Source organism: Bradyrhizobium genosp. SA-4 str. CB756 (assembly GCF_000473125.1).
Classification (GTDB): Bacteria; Pseudomonadota; Alphaproteobacteria; order Rhizobiales; family Xanthobacteraceae; genus Bradyrhizobium; species Bradyrhizobium arachidis.
This window is the reverse complement of the sequence record NZ_KI421499.1, coordinates 6,114,103-6,133,228: the sequence shown is the minus strand read 5'-3', so window position 1 is coordinate 6,133,228 and position 19,126 is coordinate 6,114,103. Positions and strand designations below refer to the sequence as shown.

The window sequence follows — 19,126 nt, the reverse complement described above, 5'->3', positions numbered from 1 at the left end:
CGAATAGTGGGCGTGGGCCCCGTCCGAGGAACGCTCGTCCGTCAAGGGCGGCCGGAGAAGTGGGGAGCCCGCTTTTCAAAGAATGCGCTTACCCCTTCCATGTAGTCCGGTGTGCGACCAGCCTGGGCCTGCAAATCTCGCTCAAGATCAAGCTGTTGGTCGAGATCGTGTGCCCCGGATGCATCAAGCGCTCGCTTAATCAAGGAGATGCCGATCGTCGGTTGAACAGCGAGATAGGCGGCGAGCTTGCGCGCCTCGGTCATTAGATCTTCGTCGTTATAGACTTTCCAGATCATGCCCCATGCTTCGGCTTGCTCCGCGCTTACAGCTTCCGCAAGCATCGAAAGCGCTCGCGCGCGAGCAGTTCCAACAAGACGGGGCAGAAACCACGTACCGCCAGAATCCGGAATAAGGCCAATTTTGGCGAATGCCTGAATAAATTTCGCGGACCGGCCCGCGACGACGATATCACAAGCTAACGCGATGTTCGCGCCAGCGCCCGCCGCCACCCCATTGACAGCGCCGACTATTGGGATCTGCATCCCGCGCAGCTTTCGGATCAAAGGGTTGTAGAGCGTATCCAGTGTGATGGATAGATCCGGTGTCTCGCCCGGTGTGTACACACCCGCCGACAAGTCCTGACCGGCGCAGAAGCCGCGGCCCGCGCCCGTCAACACCAAGGCACGGCAGTGTTTGTCGTTCTCCGCTTCGGCCAATGCCGCCATCAAGGCTGCGTTGAGGTCAGCATCGAAGGAGTTTAGACGATCGGGACGATTGAGCGTAACGACCCGATAGCCCTCATCAATATGCGTCAAGACCAGCTCGGGCTCCATGGGCCGCTCCTCATCGAGGTCTGTGATTGGTCACTGCAATGAACAGTACAATTGACCAACCGGTCGGTCAAACATCTTTTCGAATTGCGTGCGAGCACATTGTGGGAGCGCTGTTCAGGACCGCGGCGATACGCTCGATGTGCCGGACAGCAGGGAGAGCGGCCGCTCGTGATCGAGGGGCGCCGGCGGGCTGATAGTGTCGCTAATGAGGCCCTCTTTACGTAGACATTTTGGTGGCTTCCCGTCGCGCTTTGCGCGAGCACTGCACTGGGTACGATCAATTCTTACTGCTCTCCATCGAGGCGTTACGCCGGAGCGACCTTCTTGGAATTTCATTTACGGGCGAAAGGGGAGTCTTCTGCTACCTCCGACAGCACCCCCGCATGGGTTCGCCGGATGAAGCGGGCGCAGACCATCCAGCATGGGGCATCAGCGGCCACACACGCGATCCGCTCGGGTGATCACGGCGGGGGCGGCGGATCCGTCGACCTTTCGCAAGGGGATCACTGACCTTCTCTCCTTCAATCCCATTCTCAGCCATCTCTTGGGGGCAAACGATGTTCAAACGATCGGCCGTTCACTATGGCCGCACACCACAGCCGGTCACTCCTTATCAACGCGCCGCCCACGTCTGGGACGACCGCATTGGTTCGGCACGCGTTCAGGCCAAGAACTGGCGCTTGATGGCCTTTGGCTCTCTTTTCCTCTCTGCTGGTTTTGCCTCCGCTCTGGTCTGGCAATCAGCGCACGGCACGATCACGCCTTGGGTGGTCGAGGTCGATCAGCTAGGCGAAGCCAAGACCGTGGCGCCGGCAAATGCGTCCTATCAGCCGACCGACCCGCAGGTTTCGTTTCACCTGGCGCGCTTCATCGAGCACGTGCGAGGCTTGCCGATGGACGCCATCGTCTTGCGGGAAAACTGGCTGCGCGCCTACGACTTTACGACAGACCGGGGCGCGGCAGCGCTCAATGATTACGCCCGCAACAATGACCCTTTCGCCCAGCTCGGCAAGACGCAAATTGCAATCGAGGTTTCGAGCGTGATCCGGGCTTCGCCCGAGAGCTTTCGTCTGGCGTGGGTCGAGCGTCGTTACGACAATGGCCAGCTTGCCGCGACCGAGCGCTGGAGCGCCATCCTGAGTGTCGTCGTGGAGATGCCGCGTGATCTCGACCGGCTGCGCAAGAATCCACTCGGGATCTATGTCAACGCCATCAACTGGTCGAAGGAGCTGGGCTAACCATGCTGTCACATCTTGTCCCTGCGCCACCACGAAAATTGCAGCCGCGCCTGCCGCTGCCTCTTTTGGTCTGTATGTCCACCCTTGGCGGCTGCACAACGTTCAAGCCGCCGCAAATCAGCTATGACAGCGAGCTTCCGCCTCCGCCAGATACGCCGGCGCTCACCGACGATCGTCCGCGGCCACTGCATGTGCCGCCTGGCTGGAAGGCTGGCGCACCTACCTCCTTGAGCTCCGCTCCCGCGAGAAGCCTTATATGCCTTCGGTGGCCTGGTTCTACCCAGAGGATCGGAGCGCTCGTGGCCGCGCTCAGCCGCCGGCGCCATTCATCCCGGCTCTGGCGGCGCGCCGCTATCGCTATGCTGTCGAAGGCGACAACCCGCCCTGGCGTCCGGTCAACGTCTACGATGATGGCAGCAAGGTCTATGTCGAGTTCTCGCCCGGGATCGCCCAGGGCGAGATGCCGCCGCTGTTCGTGATCGGGCCTGACGGCAAGACCGAGTTCGTCAACTACCGTGCTTACGGTAACCTCCTGATCGTCGACCGGCTGTTCGCGGCCGCGGAACTGAAGCTCGGCGAGGAACAGCAGCAGGTCAGGATCGTGCGAACCGACGGGAGGTCCCTGTGACCGATATAGGCCAGGCGAATGACACCCCGAACGATGCGCCTCGCATAAAGTCGGCGGAAGAGAACGCGCAAGCCCTGCGGCTTCGGCCAGACCGGCCGCAGGTGGTGCGCCTGTCGCGCAAAGTGCTTGCGGGTGGTAGCGCGCTTGTGCTCGTGCTCATCTCAGGCGCGGTGTTCTGGGCGATGCAGGGGAAGCGATCGCGCAATGCCGCTCCGGAGGACCTCTACGCGACCGATCACCACAATGTCGCCGATCAGCTTGCAAACCTGCCGAAAGACTACACCGAGATGCCGAAGGGCGTGCCACGATTAGGTCCCCCTTTGCCCGGCGACCTCGGCCGGCCAATCGTCGCCGCGCAAGGCTCATTGAGCTCCAGTCCGCTTGGCTTAGATGCGGAACAGCAGCGGGTCAACCAGGAGAGCGAGGCGGCACGCACCAGCAAGGTGTTTGCCAGCACCAACGTCCACCCGCCGGCCGCTGGGACGCCGGCTAATGATGCACGGTCGAATGCCGCGACATCGACGGATGAAGCCTTCGGTCAGAATGGGCAGGACCGAAAACTTGCGTTCGTCAGCGAAACCGTCGATCGCCGGACGACCAGCCTGGATCGTCTGGCCAGGCCAGCTTCGCCCTTCGTGGTCCAGGCGGGAACGGTCATTCCTGCCGCCCTCATCACCGGCATTCGCTCCGATCTGCCCGCCAGATCACAGCACAAGTCACAGAAGCGGTATACGACTCTCCAACCGGGCGAGCTCGCCTTATCCCCCAGGGCGCAAGGCTGATCGGGACCTACGATAGCCAGGTCGCATTTGGGCATTCGCGCCTGCTCCTGATCTGGACGCGTCTTATCATGCCGAATGGGAGGTCGATCGTTCTGGAGCGCCAGCCCGGCGCGGATGCGACAGGCTATTCTGGTCTTGAGGACGAGGCCGACAATCACTGGAAGCAGCTGTTGGGCGCAGCCGCACTTTCAACTTGCTTGCTGTAGGCACGGAGGTGAACTTCGGAGCGGACATCGGCAGCACCAACAGCGACCCGATTGCCGGACTTCGCCGCGGCGCTGGGGATTCGGCCAATCAGACGGGCCAGCAGCTGGTTCGTCGCAATCTCAACATCCAGCCAACCTTGACGATCCGGCCAGGATTTCCGGTGAGGGTGATAGTCAATCGGGACCTGATGCTCGAACCCTACAGAGGATGAGGACAATGGCCAAACTTAAGCTCGGAACAATGGAGGATGATAAGCCGGTCAAGGTCACCCACGAACTACCCGCAAGTATTCACCGGGACCTCGTCGCCTATGCCGATATCCTTGCGCAAGAAACCGGTCAACCGATCGGGGATCCAGCCAAGCTTATCGCGCCGATGTTGGCGCGGTTCATGGCCGCGGACCGGAATTTCCGGAAAGCTCGAAAGGCGCGTCAGCGTCCGACCGGTGGCGAGGAATAGCCCTCAGAGAGCAGCTTCTGGAATTGCTGAAGGGCCGGATTTTTATTGTCGGGGCGCCAATAGACCGAAAACTGGAAACGGCTCGGACCCGTACCATCGCACAGCTCTCGGTAGACCAGACCCGCAAAATTAGCCCCCATATCGGACTCGAGAACCAAGCTAATTCCAGTGTGCATGCTGATCAGGCTCTTGATGATGCCGCGACTGACGTCGTGGCGCTCGAACTTGGGGCGATCCTCGGGCGCGAGGAGCTTGGAAATCAGAAGATCTTCGAGCTCCTTTCCCGGGTCATAATGGCTGAGGAGCACTGTCTCGCCGCGCAGGTCAGTCCAGCACACAGTCTCTCGGACGGCGAGCGGATGATCATGCGGTAAAGCCACCAGAACACACTCGCTCCAAAGCGGCACTTCTTCAGTGTCCAACGACGGGAGGCTCCCTGTCACAATCAGAACATCGAGCGCGCCGTTTCGAAGCGCCGCTGCCAGACGCGTCCGTGATCGTTCGACAGTCACAAGTTCGATCTGCGGGAATCGCTCTTCAAACGCGAGTAACGAGGTTTGCAGATCGCCTGCCGAAAGTGAGGTGCAGAAGCCTACCGTCAGACGGCCGGTTTCGTTGTTATGGACAGATCTCGCCGTGGCGATGAGCGCGTCGAATTCTTCCAGTATGGCCCTCGCCAGCCGAAGCACGTCGCGGCCGGCCTGCGTCGGACGCACGCCTCCACTATAGCGCTCGAAGATAGCGATGCCCAAGTGGTGCTCGATCTCGTCGATTCTTCGGCTGAGGCCCGATTGTTGCGACGTCAGCAGCTCCGCGGCCCCTCGCAAGCTGCCGCAATCGGCCGCAGCAACGGCCGATCGCAGGTGTTTCAGTTCGAGTGCCTTGCTGGCTTGAAGCGAAGGTCTTCGTCTACGGAAATTATGCATTTTAGGGAAGCGAAAAGGGGCGTTCCGATCCGGTGTGCAGCGATGTGAGACTGGTTCTTGGGTCGAGGCTCTACGCGGCAACCCCGATGACTGGGGCCCAGAGCACCGGACCTGAGACGTGTCCCGCCTGGCGGATGCGCTGCAAGGCAGCGATCGACACCTCTAGGCAGCCTGCCACGGCCGTGGTGTTTCCGAGCGGCCGTGGTTTTCATGCGAAGGGGCCAGCCGGCGCGCCGAAGAATTCGTTCCATGCGGGCGTCGGTGACGGTCACGATCTCGCTCAGCCGAATGGATATGCCAAATTCGATCATAGCTGCAAAAGCACTCGTAGGTCGCACCAGCGAGGCCGCCATGACCCTTTGGTGCGTCTGGAGAAACATCGAGAGCAAAGCGGCTGCTTTCCCAGATGTCCTGGCTCCTCGGCGCGGCCTGTCCGTCCAGAAGGATGGGGAAGGTGTCTCGAAGCATGGTTGGGCCGGTCGACGGGAGAAGCCGAACGCAGCCCTGAATCCGTCCGTTCGTCGAGCGGTTCAGTAAATGCACCGGCCGAAGGACATCAAACTCGTCGATCTCCATGTCGGCCGCTGACCTGAACCTCCCAGTCCAGGCGTTTTCTGAATACGCGATATCGCAACCGGTGCATTTCGGCGAGATCGTCTATGAACTCGCCCTAGTGGTCGGGTGTAACAAGCTGCATCATTGCTGCCTCCCTGCTTTGTACAGGCACGGAAAGCAGAGAAACACCGCAAGCGCATCCAGTGCGGGTGCACAGGTGCTCAAGGGCTGCGGTTCAACTATTTTCGAGGTTTTGCTTCAGCTAGGCACGCTATCGCTTGATTAATTGTCCGAACGCCGGGCTTCGCTCGGGCGTTATCTCTAGGGAAGGCAACGGTCCGTTGGGAGATATCAAGGATGGTTCCGATATCCGCCGCAGATTTCCCCTGACATGACCATTCAAGGCATTCGAGCTCGCGAGGAGATAGCAGCACACCATTGACAACATGGTCGGACAGCAACCTTCGCTTGGCGTGCGCATGGAAGTACATCGCGATGACCTGCAGAACCGGAGTGTGCTTCCTTGTCGAATGCTCGAAATTAACCCGGCGCCGGTCAGTGGCGAAGGTCACTGCAGCGATCTCTCCTTTGTCGTGAATCGGGATTGTAAATCCACACCGAATGCCAAACCTGGCCGCTTCCTCAAATAGCTCGCGCTCGGTTTCCGCGCGCAATCGCGTTCCGAATTCAACTCCCCACCGGAAAGGTCGAGTTGGCGAATCGCCTGACCGACCACAGGGTCAAAACGTTCGTAGTGGCGTCGCATATAGTGCGCCGTCCATAACGACGGATACGTTGAGATCAGTTGTGGAGACCCGTTCGGCTTGGGAGCAAGGGCAAGATAATGCAAACCAGGACAAGTCGAGCGCGGCGGTGATGTCCGCCATGCTCTGCTGAAGACCGTCCTGACCAGTGTCCTCGGTCAACCGCTCAACAAATTTCTGAACAGCGTGATACATCGTGGATCTCCACACGGCGTGCTCGATGGTTGGTGGCGCTAAATCTAAATCTACCGCGCAAGTCGTTTACATCCTGGTCTATGCTGCACAAGCTATTTGCAGGCCACGATCACCGCTGCATTCGACAGGTCCGTCGGGTTCATCCGCTAAGTTTTGGGCAGAGGACAAAGCTCACATCGATTATGTCGTCGCTCTCCATCTGTCCTGCATGATGGGTCAAAAGTTCGCTGGATTTCTGCGCTCTCTGACCATCTACGTCGCAGGTTTGTACGTGTTTTCGATGAAAAGATCTTCTCAATCAGGAGGTCGCAAATGAAGGTCGGTGTTCCCAAGGAAATTAAGACGCACGAATATCGCGTGGGCCTTACGCCTGGAGCCGTCCGCGAGTATGTGGCCGCCGGTCATGGCGTGCTGATCGAAGCGAATGCCGGCGCCGGCATTGGCGCAACCGATGAGAGCTATCGCAAAGGCGGGCGCAACGATCGTCGGCTCCGCTCAAGAGGTGTTCGCCTCGAGCGAGATGGTCGTAAAAGTCAAGGAGCCCCAGCCTTCCGAGTGGATCCAGCTGCGAGAGAATCCAGATCCTCTTCACCTATTTGCATTTGGCGCCGGATCCGGAGCAGGCCAAGGGGCTCCTCAATTCTGGGTGCACGGCAATCGCCTACGAAACTGTGACTGACGGACACGGTGGACCTCCTCTGCTTGCGCCGATGAGCGAGGTTGCAGGCCGGCTTGCAATCGAGGCGGCAGGTAGCGCCCTCAGGCGCCATGCAGGCGGTCGGGGACTGTTGATTGGGGCGTGCCCGGCGTCCCCGCGGCTCGGATCGTGGTGGTCGGAGGCGGCGTGGTCGGCACGCATGCAGCACGGATGGCGGCCGGCTTGGGCGCCGAAGTTACAATTCTCGAGAGCTCGATCCTCCGGCTTCGCGAGCTGGATGAACTATTCGAAGGGCGCGTCCGCACGAGATTCCCAACGATGGACGCGGTCGACGAGGAGGTATTTGCGGCGATGCGGTCATCGGTGCGGTCCTTGTGCCCGGCGCGAGCGCACCGAAGCTCGTCAGCCGCGGCATGTTGAGCTCGATGCGCAAGGGATCGGTGATCGTGGATGTCGCCATCGATCAGGGGGCTTCGAGACATCGCGCCCGACAACACACCCAGATCCAACTTACGAGATTGATGGCGTCATCCATTACTGCGTCGCCAACATGCCAGGAGCTGTTCCGCTCACCTCCAGCCAGGCGCTGAATAATACGACGCTTCCATTTGGTTTGGCTCTCGCCGCCAAGGGATTTGAAGCCGTGCTCGAAAATCCGCATCTGCGCGCGGGTCTCAACGTCTATCGAGGCCGGCTGACTTATAAGGCCGTGGCTGAGAGCCTCGGCTTGCCATTCTCACCGATCGAGCAGGCTCCGGCCTGATCCCAGAGGTCCCTCCTTGGGACGTTTCCTCCCTGACTCTGAGGTCACTCTTCAGGGTGGCCTTTTTTTGCAGCAAGGACAAGAGCTCTCAACTCAGTAGTGCTGGAGTTGGCGCGAAGGTTTGGGAGGGCTGGATGTCAGGCCACGATATCTTCGCGCAAAGCGCCTCTGAGGGAACTAACAGGAGCGACCGCCTGATCGTCTCTTGTGCAGTGTCGGGCGGTGGCCGCCCACCAAGTACCTCATGACGCTCTCCGCTCACGATCATGACTGATGCCTTCTACCGTGCTCGCAATCACCGGGCATGAGTTTCGTTAGCTGTGCGGACTGAAGCGTCTTCTCTCGAGCGAACCGATCCGAACGGGCGCTCCAGCATCCGGCGAATTCGGACAGGCTCAGGGCCGATGTTAAAAGCCAGCGCATGCTGACCCAGCTCTCGCTCTGATTGAGTCGAGCGGTTGCGCTGGCGTAGATAATCGAGCCATGTCGGACAGTGATAACGCTCGGTCCACAGTTCGGGATCGGCGATGTCGCGCGCAATCGACCAGCCGTAAGCGCCGTTGCGTTGACGCGAGAGCTGCACTTCCTGCATCACGTTGTGAAAAGCCCGCGCATTCTCTTGCGCCACCCGATATTCAATTTCGACCACGAGTGGCCCACTCCGACCGGTGAGCGCGAGGCGCACCTCTGGATCGGCCAAAGCCTCGGCGTCTTCACCTCGCGCGCTGATGCGCGGCATCCGCAACCAGAGCCCAATGAGCGGCGAGAGCAGCATAAGAGCGGAGGACACCAGTAGCGCGACCTCGACACCAGCTTCGTCGGTCAGGCTTCCCCAACCCCAGCTGCCAATCGCTATGCCGCCCGAGATCGCAGCCTCGTAGGCCGCAAACGAACGGCCCGCCACCCAACGCGGCGCGGAGAGCTGTATAGCGACGTTGAACAACGTCAGCGCCATCATCCATCCAGCGCCGGCCACGACCAGTGCGGCAGCGGTCAGAACGGGCTCATGGCTCAATGCCACCACCGCGGTCGAGCCGGCCATACCGAGCGTGCAGGCACGCACAGCGGCTTCCCCGTTCATGCGCTTGCGCACTTCGGCAAGACAGAGCGCCCCTATTACGGCGCCGAAACCAAAGGCCCCGAGCATGATACCGTAGGTCTGCGCACCACCATGTAACAGATCGCGCGCAACCAGTGGCATGAGTGCCAAAATCGAGCCACCGACGATGCCGGTGACCATGGTGCGGGTCAGCACAATCTTGATCGACGGCGAATTCGTGATGTAACGCACGCCCGAAACAATGGCTCGGCCCAGCCGCTCGCGTGGTAGCCGAGACGGCGCCGCCACACGTTTCCAGACGAATAGCGCCACCTTTAGCGGAAGATACAGCAATGCGTTCAGTGCAAACGCCGCTACTGCGCCCCCCATTGCAACCACAATGCCGCCGATCGCCGGCCCGAAGCTGCGCGCGATGTTGTAGCTGATGCCGTCGAGCGCGACCGCTGCCGGCAGGGTGTCGGGCGGTACTTGTTCCCTGACAGAGGATTGCCAAGCAGGCCCTCTCAATGTGAGACCGCTGCCGACTAAAAAGCAAAGCATTAGCAACAAATTGGGCGTGGTGAGACCTAGCCACTCGAGCACGACCAGCGCGATCGCGCTGCAAAGCTCGATCGCGAGCGCAATTAGCGCGACGAGGCGGCGGTCATGCATGTCGGCAATGGCACCAGCCGGCATCGAAATTAGCATTACGGGCAGCATCAACGCCGTCTGGACCAACGCAACCTTGTCCGCGGACGACGTCATCTGCGTCATTGCCCAAGCTGCCCCGACGCCCTGGATCAGCTTGCCGAGATTGGCGAGCAGGCTCGCAACCCAAATTCGCCGGAATGCCGAGAATCGTAATGGAGCCGTGATTCCATCGCCGCTCAAGGTCTGTGGCCTGGGCTGATCAGTGATATCGGCTCGTGCGTCGCCGCGCCCGGCTTGAGTATGAACCGAATCGGTCATCGTCCAGGTAGCCCGACCGCTAGCAATGGGAAGCGCTCTTTCAACCCGTTGCCGTTGCGTACTTTGCATTCGTAAGCCTAATGAGGCTCGGTAAAATTCCGAGGCATCTTTAGTGATTGGTAATTGTCACGTCGCGCCCGATAACTCACCTCTCGTCTGCAAGCGTCAGTACGAAGCATGCCGCTGCGTTGTCTCTTCTGACCGACACAGCAACATCATTATTCGGATGTAGCGCCATGATGTTTGGTCAGAAAACGGTTTGGCTGTGGTCTCGATTTCAACATCAATGCCGCTCGCGGCACCGCGGTGTGTATTGGCTGCCATCTGAGGGCCTGTAGTGAGGTCGCTATTCGGTGCCGAAGATCCTAAACCGTCGAGCCAAACGCTTTGGATGGTCTCGTCGACGCGATACTCGTTCCTTGAGGCTCCCCTTTCCAAATACCAAATCAGACAAGCTTGTTTTCGGCTCCGCGTTGACATTAGTTAGATGTAGAGGAACGACAGCGCAGGTTTTTCGCGTTCTATGCGAGTGAGCGATGAAAAAGCGCGCAAACGGGTGAATTCATGAAGTGAGAGATTGACACTAGGATTCATCAGTCCTCGGGCGGAGCCTCAATTGGAACGGCAAAGCCGACCTTTACGCGGTCCACTACAACCATCGTCTTAAAGCCCTTGATATTCGGATTCTCATAGAAGAATCGCCGTGTGAATTGCTCGTAATCTTCCATGCTACGGGCGGTAATGTAGAGGACAAAATCAGCGTCGCCGGTGACGTAAAATCCATTGACCACTTCAACGGACGATTTGATTGCCTTCTTGAACCTGTCGATAATATCTGAGCGCTCGCGTTCAAGGCTCACCATCACAAGCATCTGAATGGGCCGCCCGACCGCCTTTGCCGAAACGATTGATACGTCGGCCTCGATAATGCCTTCCGAACGGAGCCTCTTCAGTCGTCGTTGACACGCGGTAGCAGAAAGCCCAGCCATCTCGCCGATCACCTCGGAGGTTAGACGGTTATTCTTTTGCACGAGCTCGAGGATGCGGGCATCTGTTCGATCATACTGCATATTCGGCTCCAGCGTTGAGGTGAATTGCAGCGCGAAATGCCTGTGTCATGCAGAAAATCCTCCGAACGACAGGAGATATGATGCAAATATGTTCGCGACATCAGTATCCTGAATGCATGCGCATTTCAACAAATGGCAGCATGGGATTTCGAAGCGCGGCATCATCGCAATTCTTGAGCCCAAACGTCTGCTTTGCGAATCCTGCAGCTTAAGAGAGTGATGCACAATGACCATCAACATCAAAGAGATTAGCGAAAAGGACAAGAGCAGCGTTCTGCATCCCTTCACCCAGCTCAAGGATTATGCGACTGGCAAGCTTGGTGAGGCGACGATTATCGAAACCGGTAAGGGCATCCGAATCAAGGACGCTCACGGTAATGAGCTCATCGACGGCTTTGCCGGAATGTACTGCGTAAATATTGGTTATGGGCGTACCGAGGTCGCTGAAGCAATCTCGCGCCAGGCCTACCGTCTGGCCTACTATCACTCTTATGCGGCGCACACGACCGACGAGCTGGCGATCCTGTCCGATCGTCTCGTCAAAATGGCGCCCGGAAAGATGAGCAAAGTCTTCTACGGGATGTCGGGCTCGGACGCGAACGAGACGCAGGCAAAGCTAGTCTGGTACTATAACAACCTGCGGGGTAAGCCGAACAAGAAGAAGATCATCTCGCGCGAGCGTGGTTATCACGGTTGCAGCGTCGTTTCCGGTTCGATGACGGGCATGAGCTTCTACCACGACCAGATGGATCTTCCGCTGTCGCAGATTGTACACACCGGTGCCCCTCACCATTACTGGGGTGCGAAGCCGGAGGAGACCGAGCGCGAATTCTCCGCGCGTCGCGCAGCTGAGCTCGACCAGCTTATCGAGCGCCTCGGTGCGGACAATGTCGCCGCCTTCATCGCTGAGCCGGTGCTCGGAACTGGTGGCATTACGCCGCCTCCGGAAGGCTACTGGCAGGCGATTCAGGTCGTTCTCAAAAAGCATGATGTTCTGCTGATCGCCGACGAAGTGGTGACTGGCTTTGGCCGGACCGGGTCTATGTTTGGCTCGCACCACTACGGAATCGAGCCCGACCTGATTACTGCCGCGAAAGGTCTAACTTCCGCTTACTTCCCGTTATCTGCTGCAGTTGTGGGCGAGAAGGTCTACAAGGTGTTGGAAGACGGTGCTGATAAGGTTGGCGCCTTTTCACACGGCTACACTTATTCGGGTCATCCGATCGGCGCCGCTACTGCAAATGCCGTTCTCGACATCGTTGAAAAAGAGAATCTTCCTGGCAATGCCCGCGAAGTCGGCGGGTATTTCCAGACCCGGCTTAAAGAGAAGTTTGCGCAGTTGCCCATCGTAGGGGAGGTGCGCGGAGTCGGTCTGATGGGTGCGATCGAGTTCGTCGCCGACCGCGAAAAGAAGAAGCGGTTTGATCCATCTCTCAAGGTCGGTGCTCGCGTTTCTAAGGCTGCTCGCGACCGGGGTCTGATTGCCCGACCCATGCCACATGGTGACATTCTCGGGTTCGCTCCGCCGCTCGTGACCACTAAAGCTGAAGTCGATGAGATTATTGCAATCACCGAAAGCGCGGTCCGCTCCGTGATGGACGAGCTCGTCCGCAGTGGTGAAAAGATCTAACGAATGGCGGCCGAAGGCGATTCGGCCGTCCAAGAGCCTGAACGCTGAGAGCTGATATTCGCCGCTATCGTCCAGATCTCATTCACGTCGACGTGAGGTGATGGCATTGATCGCTCTCCCGATACATTGAAGGATGGCATCAATGCCTCGGCGACGAAAATCCGGCTGAGCGCATTATGGCGGTGCCCCTGGATCTCGTCGAAGCGGCCAGGCATGGGACTACTCAGCAGCAGAAGATACACAACGGCAGAGCGGCGATTCACGTATGTCCGACAGCATGAACTACAAACTCTTCATCAACGGAGCGTGGCGCTCGGGCGGCGATCGCGCTGATCTGACCCTCATCAATCCCGCTACCGAGCAGGAATTCGGGCGCGTAGCCATTGCCTCCGCGTCGGATCTCAATGATGCTTTGACGTCTGCAGAAGAAGGCCTGCTGCGATGGTCCAACACCCCGGCTGATGCGCGGGGTGACCTTCTCGTTCGTGCCGCGCGAATTCTCAAGGACAAGACCGAGGCGGCTGCTGCGGCTCTTTCCAGAGAACAGGGTAAAACCTTGGCCGAAGCGAAGGGCGAGTATGCGCGGGCAATCGAAATGCTCGAGTGGAATGGTACCCGCGCTCGCGAGTTGTCGGCTCCGTTTCCGATCGACGAGGCAAGGGTGATCGTACCAGAAGCGGTTGGTGTCGTTGCCGCATTCACGCCGTGGAACTACCCAGCCGTCCTCAACGCCCGGAAACTTGCCGCAGCTATCGCGGTCGGTTGTCCGGTAATCCTGAAGGCGGCAGAAGAAACTCCAAGCGCCGGGGTCTATATCGTGGAGGCTTTGCAGAAGGCCGGAATTCCGCCTGGCATCGTAAATCTCGTTTTCGGAAATCCGCCAATGATCTCGGAACACCTGCTCCGTTCGCCCGTTGTCCGGGCCTTGTCCTTCACGGGCTCTACGCCGGTTGGTAAGCAGCTCGCGCAGATTGCGGCAAGCAATCTGCAGCGCTGCGTTCTAGAGCTCGGCGGCCATTCGCCTGTCGTCGTCTTCGAAGATACTGACCTCGACAAGGCCGTTTCTGCAATATCCGAATACAAGTTTGAATGCGCAGGTCAGAGCTGCAACGCACCCAGCCGAATTCTTGTAGCGCGACCAATTTATGAGAGTTTCCTGGCAAAGCTTATTCGGGCGGCCGAAAAGATCAGGGTTGGCAGGCCCGACGATCCTGAGACTGATATGGGACCAATGGCGAATGCGAGGCGCATTGCAGCTATGGAACGCCTGACCAACGATGCTGTCGATCGCGGCGCAAGGGTCGAAACCGGCGGTAAACGTATTGATCGGCCCGGCTTTTATTGGGAGCCTACAATTCTGAGCAATGTCCCTCCTGAATCACAGGTACTTCGCGAAGAACCGTTCGGGCCGATCCTTACGGTTGCGCCCTTCACTTCGATCGAGGAGGCCATTGAGACGGCGAACGCGACAGAATACGGACTTGCTTCGTACTTCTTCACTGAATCCGCCGAGATTCAGAAACGAATGATCCGTAGCCTTTCTGCGGGTGCTATCAGCATTAACCATCTCAAGGGCGTCTCTGCGGATGCGCCGAACGCTGGAATTAAACAAAGTGGTTATGGGTACGAGGGTGGTGTGGAAGGATTGAGAGCCTTTCAAAATCTGAAGCTCGTAAACTCAACGAAAGCTGTCGTTATCGGATCATAGGCCCAACTGCCTGAGTCAAGGTGATCCAATTCAACGTTTTGCCCCTTTGAGGTTGAGGCCAAGACGCGCAATGCGGCGCATAGCGTTTAGCGCTCGCAGAACTGAGATGCTTATCGGATTGCTGACAGTGGAAGCCAGGCTCGTCAAGATGCTGCCGATGGATATTGCATGGCTATCACATTGCGATGGGCTGCGGAATTGCTTAACCAGTTGCAGAACGACCTGAGATTGAGTGTGCTATGCGAATCTCTCCTATAATAAAAGATGTCATTCTGGCTCCGGGGAACGGAAGTTTCTTCTATGATGATCAAGCTGCAATACGAGCAGCCGTTGCTCATGATGGTTTTCGCTATCTAGGGGAACCCCTTACGCCTGGTTTTACGAGTATCCGTATGCCGTCGCGTTCGCTCAGCATCGGTCTCGTCTTGTCGGACGATGTGATCGTGTGGGGCGACATGATGAGCGTGCAGTATTCAGGCGCAGGCGGTCGTGATCCAGTTTTTCAAGTTGACGCAATTCAAGCCCTCACCAGATCTGTGGTGATCCCGCGACTTCTCGCTTCCGACGTGTCCAATTTCCTTCGTGCTTGTGAACGTGTCCTCGCATCTCATGAGGCTCGCCGGCTACCGCTTGCGATCGAATATGGCGTGAGCCAAGCCTTGCTTCGTGCTGTTGCGCATATTGCCCGGACCACGCTCGCCGAAGTGATCTGCTCGGAATATCACCTGCCCCTTCCGGATAAGCGAGTTCCACTTTACGCTCAGAGTGGGGATTCTCGCGAAATCAACGTCGATAAGATGATCCTCAAGTCTGTGGACGTGCTTCCACACGGACTGATCAATTCGCGTGAAAAGTTCGGGGCTTCCGGGGAGACGTTTCGTGACTTCGTCAAATGGGTCGCCAAACGCACAAGGGAAATCGGAGAGCTCGGTTATCACCCCATCCTGCATTTTGACGTTTACGGCTGGATAGGGTTCGAGATCGGCATGGACGCGCAAAAGATTGCCGATTTCATCACGCGGCTTGCGGATGACGTGCCTGGCTACCGGCTTCACATTGAATGCCCTGCTGACTTTGGATCAACTGAAGCTCAGCTCGAGGAGTACGCCAAGATCGTCGCGCTCCTCGACAGGCGCGGCACGGAAGCCCGCGTAGTTGTCGACGAGCAGTGTAATACGCTTGACGACATCCGGCTGTTCGCCAATGCAAAAGCCGCTCATCTCGTTCAGATCAAGATGCCTGACGTTGGCTCAATAGCCGACTCTGCCAAGTCTGTATTGGTGTGCAAGGAAAATGGGGTCGGTGCATATATTGGTGGGAGCTGCACCGAAACTGATTTGTCGGCGCAGGCCGCAGTCAATATTGCGGTGGCTACACAGGCGGACATGATGCTCGCAAAACCAGGGATGGGGGTTGATGAGGCCATCTCGATCGTTGGAAATGAGCAGAGCAGATTACTTTCCATTCTCAACTACCGACGTTCCCAGAACTCTCTTCAGACTGTCAGAGCGGCATCGACATGAGAAAGGCGCTCGAAGGTATTACGGTTGTTGCCGTCGAGCAGGCGGTAGCGGCTCCTTATGCGTCTTCCCGCCTTTCGGATGCTGGAGCGCGTATCATAAAGGTCGAGCGGCCCGAGGGCGACTTCGCACGAAAGTATGATAAGCTCGTTCAGGGCCAAAGCGCGTATTTCGTTTGGCTAAATCGCGGGAAAGAATCGATCTGCCTCGACTTGACGATCGAGGAAGACCGCGTAGTTCTAGATGCGATGGTCGCCGAGGCGGATGTTTTCCTTCAAAATCTGAAGCCCGGCAGCATCGCAAAGCTCGGCTTCGGTTCGGCAGATCTTCGAAAGCGCTTTCCCCGCCTTATAACCTGCGACATCTCGGGATTCGGCGATGGCGGTCCTCTGTCGCATTTGAAGGCTTATGACCTGATCGTGCAAGCCGAGGCCGGGCTTTGCGCTGTCACCGGCACAGCGGATGGCCCGGCGCGGGTCGGTGTCTCGGTATGCGATATTGCAGCTGGGATGACCGCTCTTAACGCCATCTTGCAAGCGTTGCTCCAGCGGGAGCGCACCGGGGAAGGAATGAGTATTCAAATATCGCTTTTCGACGCCATAGCAGACTGGATGAACGTTCCCGTGCTGCAATTCGATTACAGCGGGTATCACACTGCGCGAGCGGGCGTGAACCACCCGTCCCTAGCACCCTATGGCGCATACCGCTGTGCCGACGGCAGAGAGATTATCTTCTCCGTTCAAAACGACCGCGAATGGGTAAACTTCTGCGTCAAATTCCTCCAGCGACCGGAACTCATCCGCCGCCTCGGCTTTGCCGACAACATGGAGCGAATCCACAACAGGGCTAGTTTGGATGAAATCATCGTTGACCATTTCGTGCAAATCTCGAGCGATCAAGCGATGAGTGAGCTGGAAGCTGCCGGACTGGCCTATGGGCGGCTCAACCAGATAGAGGACGTCTCCCAGCATCCCCATATACGACGGATACCCGTTGCGACGCCCGCTGGCGATATTCTCGTGATCGCGCCAGGTGCCATATTTGACGGAGAAAGGGCTCCGGTATTGCGCGGCGTTCCCGCTTGTGGAGCCCATTCAGAGGCCTTGCGCAAGGAGTTTGCGAGCGCCTCGCGGCAGCGGGCGGCCGGTCAGTCAGAATCGCCTTCGGTCGGCTAAATAGCAGGTGGCGCTAACAACTCATGCAAGTGCCGTATGCCCTCCTAATCGGCCTGATGAGTTGGAATTCGTCCAGAAATTAGGGTGGAAGTGCTGAATTTAATCGTCATGCGGGGACTTATCGAATTAATCAAGATCGAAATGGCGTTTATTACCCAATGTCGCCGACGTGGTCTGCCTGATGCCTCATTTGACGTAGGGGCGAGGTGCCACGTTTGAAGTATGCGGGCTATCCAGCTAGCGCTTGCACCTGGAGTGCAGCACACTAACGGACCCAACTATGAAGTTACACTCGTGAATCAAAGGATTCGGCGCGCTGACGGCACCGAACGCTGTCGATCCTAAGCTCTCGATACGTGCGGAACGCAATGTGAACAGGGACATGCCATCGCGGGTTGGGGTTGAGGATTGGTTTCAAGACCTACTTCCACGAACCTCCTCAGGAAATAATCATGAATGCTATCCGTATTGATGGAAAGGCAATCGCCGAGGCCCTTCGGGCTCGGGTCGCGCGCGATGTGGCATTGCTCCAAGCCGAATGGAATGTCACACCAGGCTTGGCCGTGGTGCTAGTCGGCAAGGATCCGGCCAGTTCGGTTTATGTGAGGACGAAGGCCACGCAAGCCCGGGCGGTCGGGTTCAAGTCTCAGCAATTCCTGCTGCCGAGCAATGTCGGCGAAGCCCAGCTGCTGGAATTGATCGAGGAGCTTAACGCCGACGACTCCATTGATGGCATTCTCATTCAACTTCCACTGCCCGGGCATATCGACCGTTGGCGCGTCCTAGAGGCCATCAATCCGACCAAGGATGTGGACGGCTTTCATCCCTACAATGTTGGAAGATTAGGAGCGGGTCGACCAGCTCTCGCGCCTTGCACTCCGCTTGGAGTTGTCCATCTCATCAAGACCGTCGTGAATGACTTGAACGGGCTTGACGTTGTTGTGATTGGTCGCTCCAATATCGTTGGAAAACCTCTTGCGGTTCTGCTCGGTGATGCTGGATGTACCGTGACAGGTGCGCAGCTAAAGACGCGGAACCTGCCGGACCTTTGTCGGAAGGCCGACATTGTCGTAGCTGCCGCCGGATGTGCGGGGTTGGTCCGCGGCGATTGGCTCAAGTCAGGCGCGATTGTTATCGATGTCGGCATCAATCGTGCGGTCGATTCGACTGGCACAGCTAAAATTGTCGGAGATGTAGCTTTCGCGGAAGCCAGCAATCGCGCGAGCTACATAACCCCGGTACCTGGCGGTGTCGGGCCCATGACCGTTGCGTATTTGCTTGCGAACACTGTTGACGCGGCAGTTTCTCGCCGAGGCTTGTCTTTGGTAGCGGTTCCCGAGACCAGCCACATTAGTCATCCCGCCTCCGAGAGCAAGATCGTGCCTGGTTGATCGCAGCAGGCAAACTGAAAAGGATCTTGGGCGGGACGGAGTTTTAGTTGGGCCTCAGGGAATCGCTTTGTTGGCGCGCTTTGAATGAAGGGACTGGTTCTCGGTAACGATATGCCTATAAGCGGCCGACGAAGCTTCTGGTCGAGTATGCAGGGGCCCGGCACGAGCGCTCTATCGGCAAGCGACGAGTTGCACAAAAATCTTCGCTGCTTGGCGCCTCATACTTTTTGCGAGTCACTCCCGATTTAGCTGATTAGCTTGCCCGTTCCTTCCCGGTTACCCGCTCGCTGGAGTCCGAAATCTCGCCGGATCAATCAATCGCAACCGCCACGGCACCGAATTTGTCGATGACCTGCTGGTGACCGACTTTCGAAAAACGTGTTCAGGCAACGCGAGATCGCTGGGCGCTGACCAAGTCATCGCCGGACTTGCGACTACCGGCGTCGATCGAGCCAGGGCTAGAGATAAAGTTGGTGTGACCTTCTAAACCTCAGACTACTTCTTGCGGCTGCCCACGTTAGCGCCAAGCTCGACGAGAGAAAATCTTCGTGTTCCAACGGTCAGTCGCAGAATTCCTGCTCCGCCGACGCTTTTATTGATCAAAAATCAGATCTCA

General features: G+C 57.9%; 12 protein-coding genes and 6 pseudogenes. 11 read left to right on the top strand and 7 right to left on the bottom strand.

Annotation, left to right across the window (positions count from 1 at the left end; all coding sequences use genetic code 11):
• Positions 1 to 41 precede the first annotated feature (41 nt).
• A complete protein-coding gene (paaG, locus tag BRAGE_RS0129555) occupies positions 42 to 833 on the bottom strand; it encodes a 2-(1,2-epoxy-1,2-dihydrophenyl)acetyl-CoA isomerase PaaG (protein ID WP_027564980.1) in 792 nt (263 codons plus the stop codon).
• A gap of 363 nt (positions 834 to 1,196) precedes the next feature.
• Here paaG and BRAGE_RS57045 point away from each other — a divergent pair.
• From BRAGE_RS57045 to BRAGE_RS0129535, 5 genes and pseudogenes are all read left to right on the top strand, one after another.
• Positions 1,197 to 1,343, top strand: a pseudogene (locus tag BRAGE_RS57045) (P-type conjugative transfer protein TrbL); the annotation flags it as partial.
• A gap of 47 nt (positions 1,344 to 1,390) precedes the next feature.
• Positions 1,391 to 2,071, top strand: coding sequence for a conjugal transfer protein TrbF (gene trbF / locus BRAGE_RS0129550; RefSeq protein WP_027564981.1), 681 nt, complete (start codon positions 1,391 to 1,393; stop codon positions 2,069 to 2,071).
• Between the two features lie 214 nt (positions 2,072 to 2,285).
• A pseudogene (locus BRAGE_RS49775) lies at positions 2,286 to 2,699 on the top strand (TrbG/VirB9 family P-type conjugative transfer protein); the annotation flags it as partial.
• Positions 2,696 to 3,899, top strand: a pseudogene (locus tag BRAGE_RS49770) (TrbI/VirB10 family protein). The pseudogenes BRAGE_RS49775 and BRAGE_RS49770, both read left to right, overlap by 4 nt.
• Before the next feature lie 5 nt (positions 3,900 to 3,904).
• A complete protein-coding gene (locus BRAGE_RS0129535; RefSeq protein WP_027564982.1) occupies positions 3,905 to 4,147 on the top strand; it encodes a DUF2274 domain-containing protein in 243 nt (80 codons plus the stop codon).
• On the opposite strand, the gene BRAGE_RS0129530 is transcribed toward BRAGE_RS0129535, so the two are convergent.
• The 3 genes and pseudogenes from BRAGE_RS0129530 to BRAGE_RS57980 all read right to left on the bottom strand — a co-directional run bounded on the left by BRAGE_RS0129530 (position 4,120) and on the right by BRAGE_RS57980 (position 6,587).
• Positions 4,120 to 5,073, bottom strand: a complete 954-nt coding sequence (locus tag BRAGE_RS0129530) for a LysR substrate-binding domain-containing protein (protein WP_028146406.1) — start codon at positions 5,071 to 5,073, stop codon at positions 4,120 to 4,122. The two genes, BRAGE_RS0129535 and BRAGE_RS0129530, sit on opposite strands and share 28 nt — an antisense overlap.
• Positions 5,074 to 5,143: 70 nt before the next feature.
• Positions 5,144 to 5,734: pseudogene (locus tag BRAGE_RS53285) on the bottom strand (acyl-homoserine-lactone synthase).
• Between the two features lie 133 nt (positions 5,735 to 5,867).
• A pseudogene (locus BRAGE_RS57980) lies at positions 5,868 to 6,587 on the bottom strand (helix-turn-helix transcriptional regulator).
• A 312-nt stretch (positions 6,588 to 6,899) separates the two neighbouring features.
• On the opposite strand from BRAGE_RS57980, the pseudogene ald reads away from it, so the two are divergent.
• A pseudogene (ald, locus tag BRAGE_RS57635) lies at positions 6,900 to 8,008 on the top strand (alanine dehydrogenase).
• A 295-nt stretch (positions 8,009 to 8,303) separates the two neighbouring features.
• Here the strand turns inward: ald and BRAGE_RS0129505 are convergent.
• Positions 8,304 to 10,016, bottom strand: coding sequence for an MFS transporter (locus BRAGE_RS0129505; RefSeq protein WP_084335119.1), 1,713 nt, complete (start codon positions 10,014 to 10,016; stop codon positions 8,304 to 8,306).
• 593 nt (positions 10,017 to 10,609) lie between these two features.
• Entirely contained in the window at positions 10,610 to 11,086 is a 477-nt protein-coding gene (locus BRAGE_RS0129500; RefSeq protein WP_027564988.1) for an Lrp/AsnC family transcriptional regulator, read from the bottom strand.
• Positions 11,087 to 11,312: 226 nt separating this feature from the next.
• Here BRAGE_RS0129500 and BRAGE_RS0129495 point away from each other — a divergent pair, with 226 nt between their 5' ends.
• Positions 11,313 to 12,716 carry an aspartate aminotransferase family protein gene (locus tag BRAGE_RS0129495; RefSeq protein WP_027564989.1) on the top strand — a complete coding sequence of 468 codons (1,404 nt, stop codon included), beginning with the start codon at positions 11,313 to 11,315 and terminating at the stop codon, positions 12,714 to 12,716.
• Here the strand turns inward: BRAGE_RS0129495 and BRAGE_RS55010 are convergent.
• Entirely contained in the window at positions 12,713 to 12,931 is a 219-nt protein-coding gene (locus BRAGE_RS55010; protein WP_141263462.1) for a hypothetical protein, read from the bottom strand. The two genes, BRAGE_RS0129495 and BRAGE_RS55010, sit on opposite strands and share 4 nt — an antisense overlap.
• Positions 12,932 to 12,981: 50 nt before the next feature.
• Between BRAGE_RS55010 and BRAGE_RS0129490 the strand changes: the two genes are divergently transcribed.
• The 4 genes from BRAGE_RS0129490 (at position 12,982) to folD (ending at position 18,510) form a co-directional block, all read left to right on the top strand.
• A complete protein-coding gene (locus BRAGE_RS0129490; RefSeq protein WP_027564990.1) occupies positions 12,982 to 14,424 on the top strand; it encodes an NAD-dependent succinate-semialdehyde dehydrogenase in 1,443 nt (480 codons plus the stop codon).
• 239 nt (positions 14,425 to 14,663) lie between these two features.
• A complete protein-coding gene (locus BRAGE_RS0129485) occupies positions 14,664 to 15,947 on the top strand; it encodes a methylaspartate ammonia-lyase (RefSeq protein ID WP_028146405.1) in 1,284 nt (427 codons plus the stop codon).
• Positions 15,944 to 17,119 carry a CaiB/BaiF CoA transferase family protein gene (locus tag BRAGE_RS0129480; protein ID WP_027564991.1) on the top strand — a complete coding sequence of 392 codons (1,176 nt, stop codon included), beginning with the start codon at positions 15,944 to 15,946 and terminating at the stop codon, positions 17,117 to 17,119. Before BRAGE_RS0129485 ends, BRAGE_RS0129480 begins: the two co-directional genes overlap by 4 nt.
• A 452-nt stretch (positions 17,120 to 17,571) precedes the next feature.
• Positions 17,572 to 18,510: a bifunctional methylenetetrahydrofolate dehydrogenase/methenyltetrahydrofolate cyclohydrolase FolD gene (gene folD, locus BRAGE_RS49755; protein WP_084335129.1), complete on the top strand. Its 939-nt coding sequence runs from the start codon at positions 17,572 to 17,574 to the stop codon at positions 18,508 to 18,510.
• Positions 18,511 to 19,126: the final 616 nt, after the last annotated feature.

What these genes read in the sequence shown, in the direction of transcription:
- paaG (WP_027564980.1), bottom strand. Translation starts at nt 833, where the DNA reads ATGGAGCCCGAGCTGGTCTTGACGCATATTGATGAGGGCTATCGGGTC.
- trbF (WP_027564981.1), top strand. Translation starts at nt 1,391, where the DNA reads ATGTTCAAACGATCGGCCGTTCACTATGGCCGCACACCACAGCCGGTC.
- BRAGE_RS0129535 (WP_027564982.1), top strand. Translation starts at nt 3,905, where the DNA reads ATGGCCAAACTTAAGCTCGGAACAATGGAGGATGATAAGCCGGTCAAG.
- BRAGE_RS0129530 (WP_028146406.1), bottom strand. Translation starts at nt 5,073, where the DNA reads ATGCATAATTTCCGTAGACGAAGACCTTCGCTTCAAGCCAGCAAGGCA.
- BRAGE_RS0129505 (WP_084335119.1), bottom strand. Translation starts at nt 10,016, where the DNA reads ATGACCGATTCGGTTCATACTCAAGCCGGGCGCGGCGACGCACGAGCC.
- BRAGE_RS0129500 (WP_027564988.1), bottom strand. Translation starts at nt 11,086, where the DNA reads ATGCAGTATGATCGAACAGATGCCCGCATCCTCGAGCTCGTGCAAAAG.
- BRAGE_RS0129495 (WP_027564989.1), top strand. Translation starts at nt 11,313, where the DNA reads ATGACCATCAACATCAAAGAGATTAGCGAAAAGGACAAGAGCAGCGTT.
- BRAGE_RS55010 (WP_141263462.1), bottom strand. Translation starts at nt 12,931, where the DNA reads ATGCCTGGCCGCTTCGACGAGATCCAGGGGCACCGCCATAATGCGCTC.
- BRAGE_RS0129490 (WP_027564990.1), top strand. Translation starts at nt 12,982, where the DNA reads ATGTCCGACAGCATGAACTACAAACTCTTCATCAACGGAGCGTGGCGC.
- BRAGE_RS0129485 (WP_028146405.1), top strand. Translation starts at nt 14,664, where the DNA reads ATGCGAATCTCTCCTATAATAAAAGATGTCATTCTGGCTCCGGGGAAC.
- BRAGE_RS0129480 (WP_027564991.1), top strand. Translation starts at nt 15,944, where the DNA reads ATGAGAAAGGCGCTCGAAGGTATTACGGTTGTTGCCGTCGAGCAGGCG.
- folD (WP_084335129.1), top strand. Translation starts at nt 17,572, where the DNA reads ATGAATGCTATCCGTATTGATGGAAAGGCAATCGCCGAGGCCCTTCGG.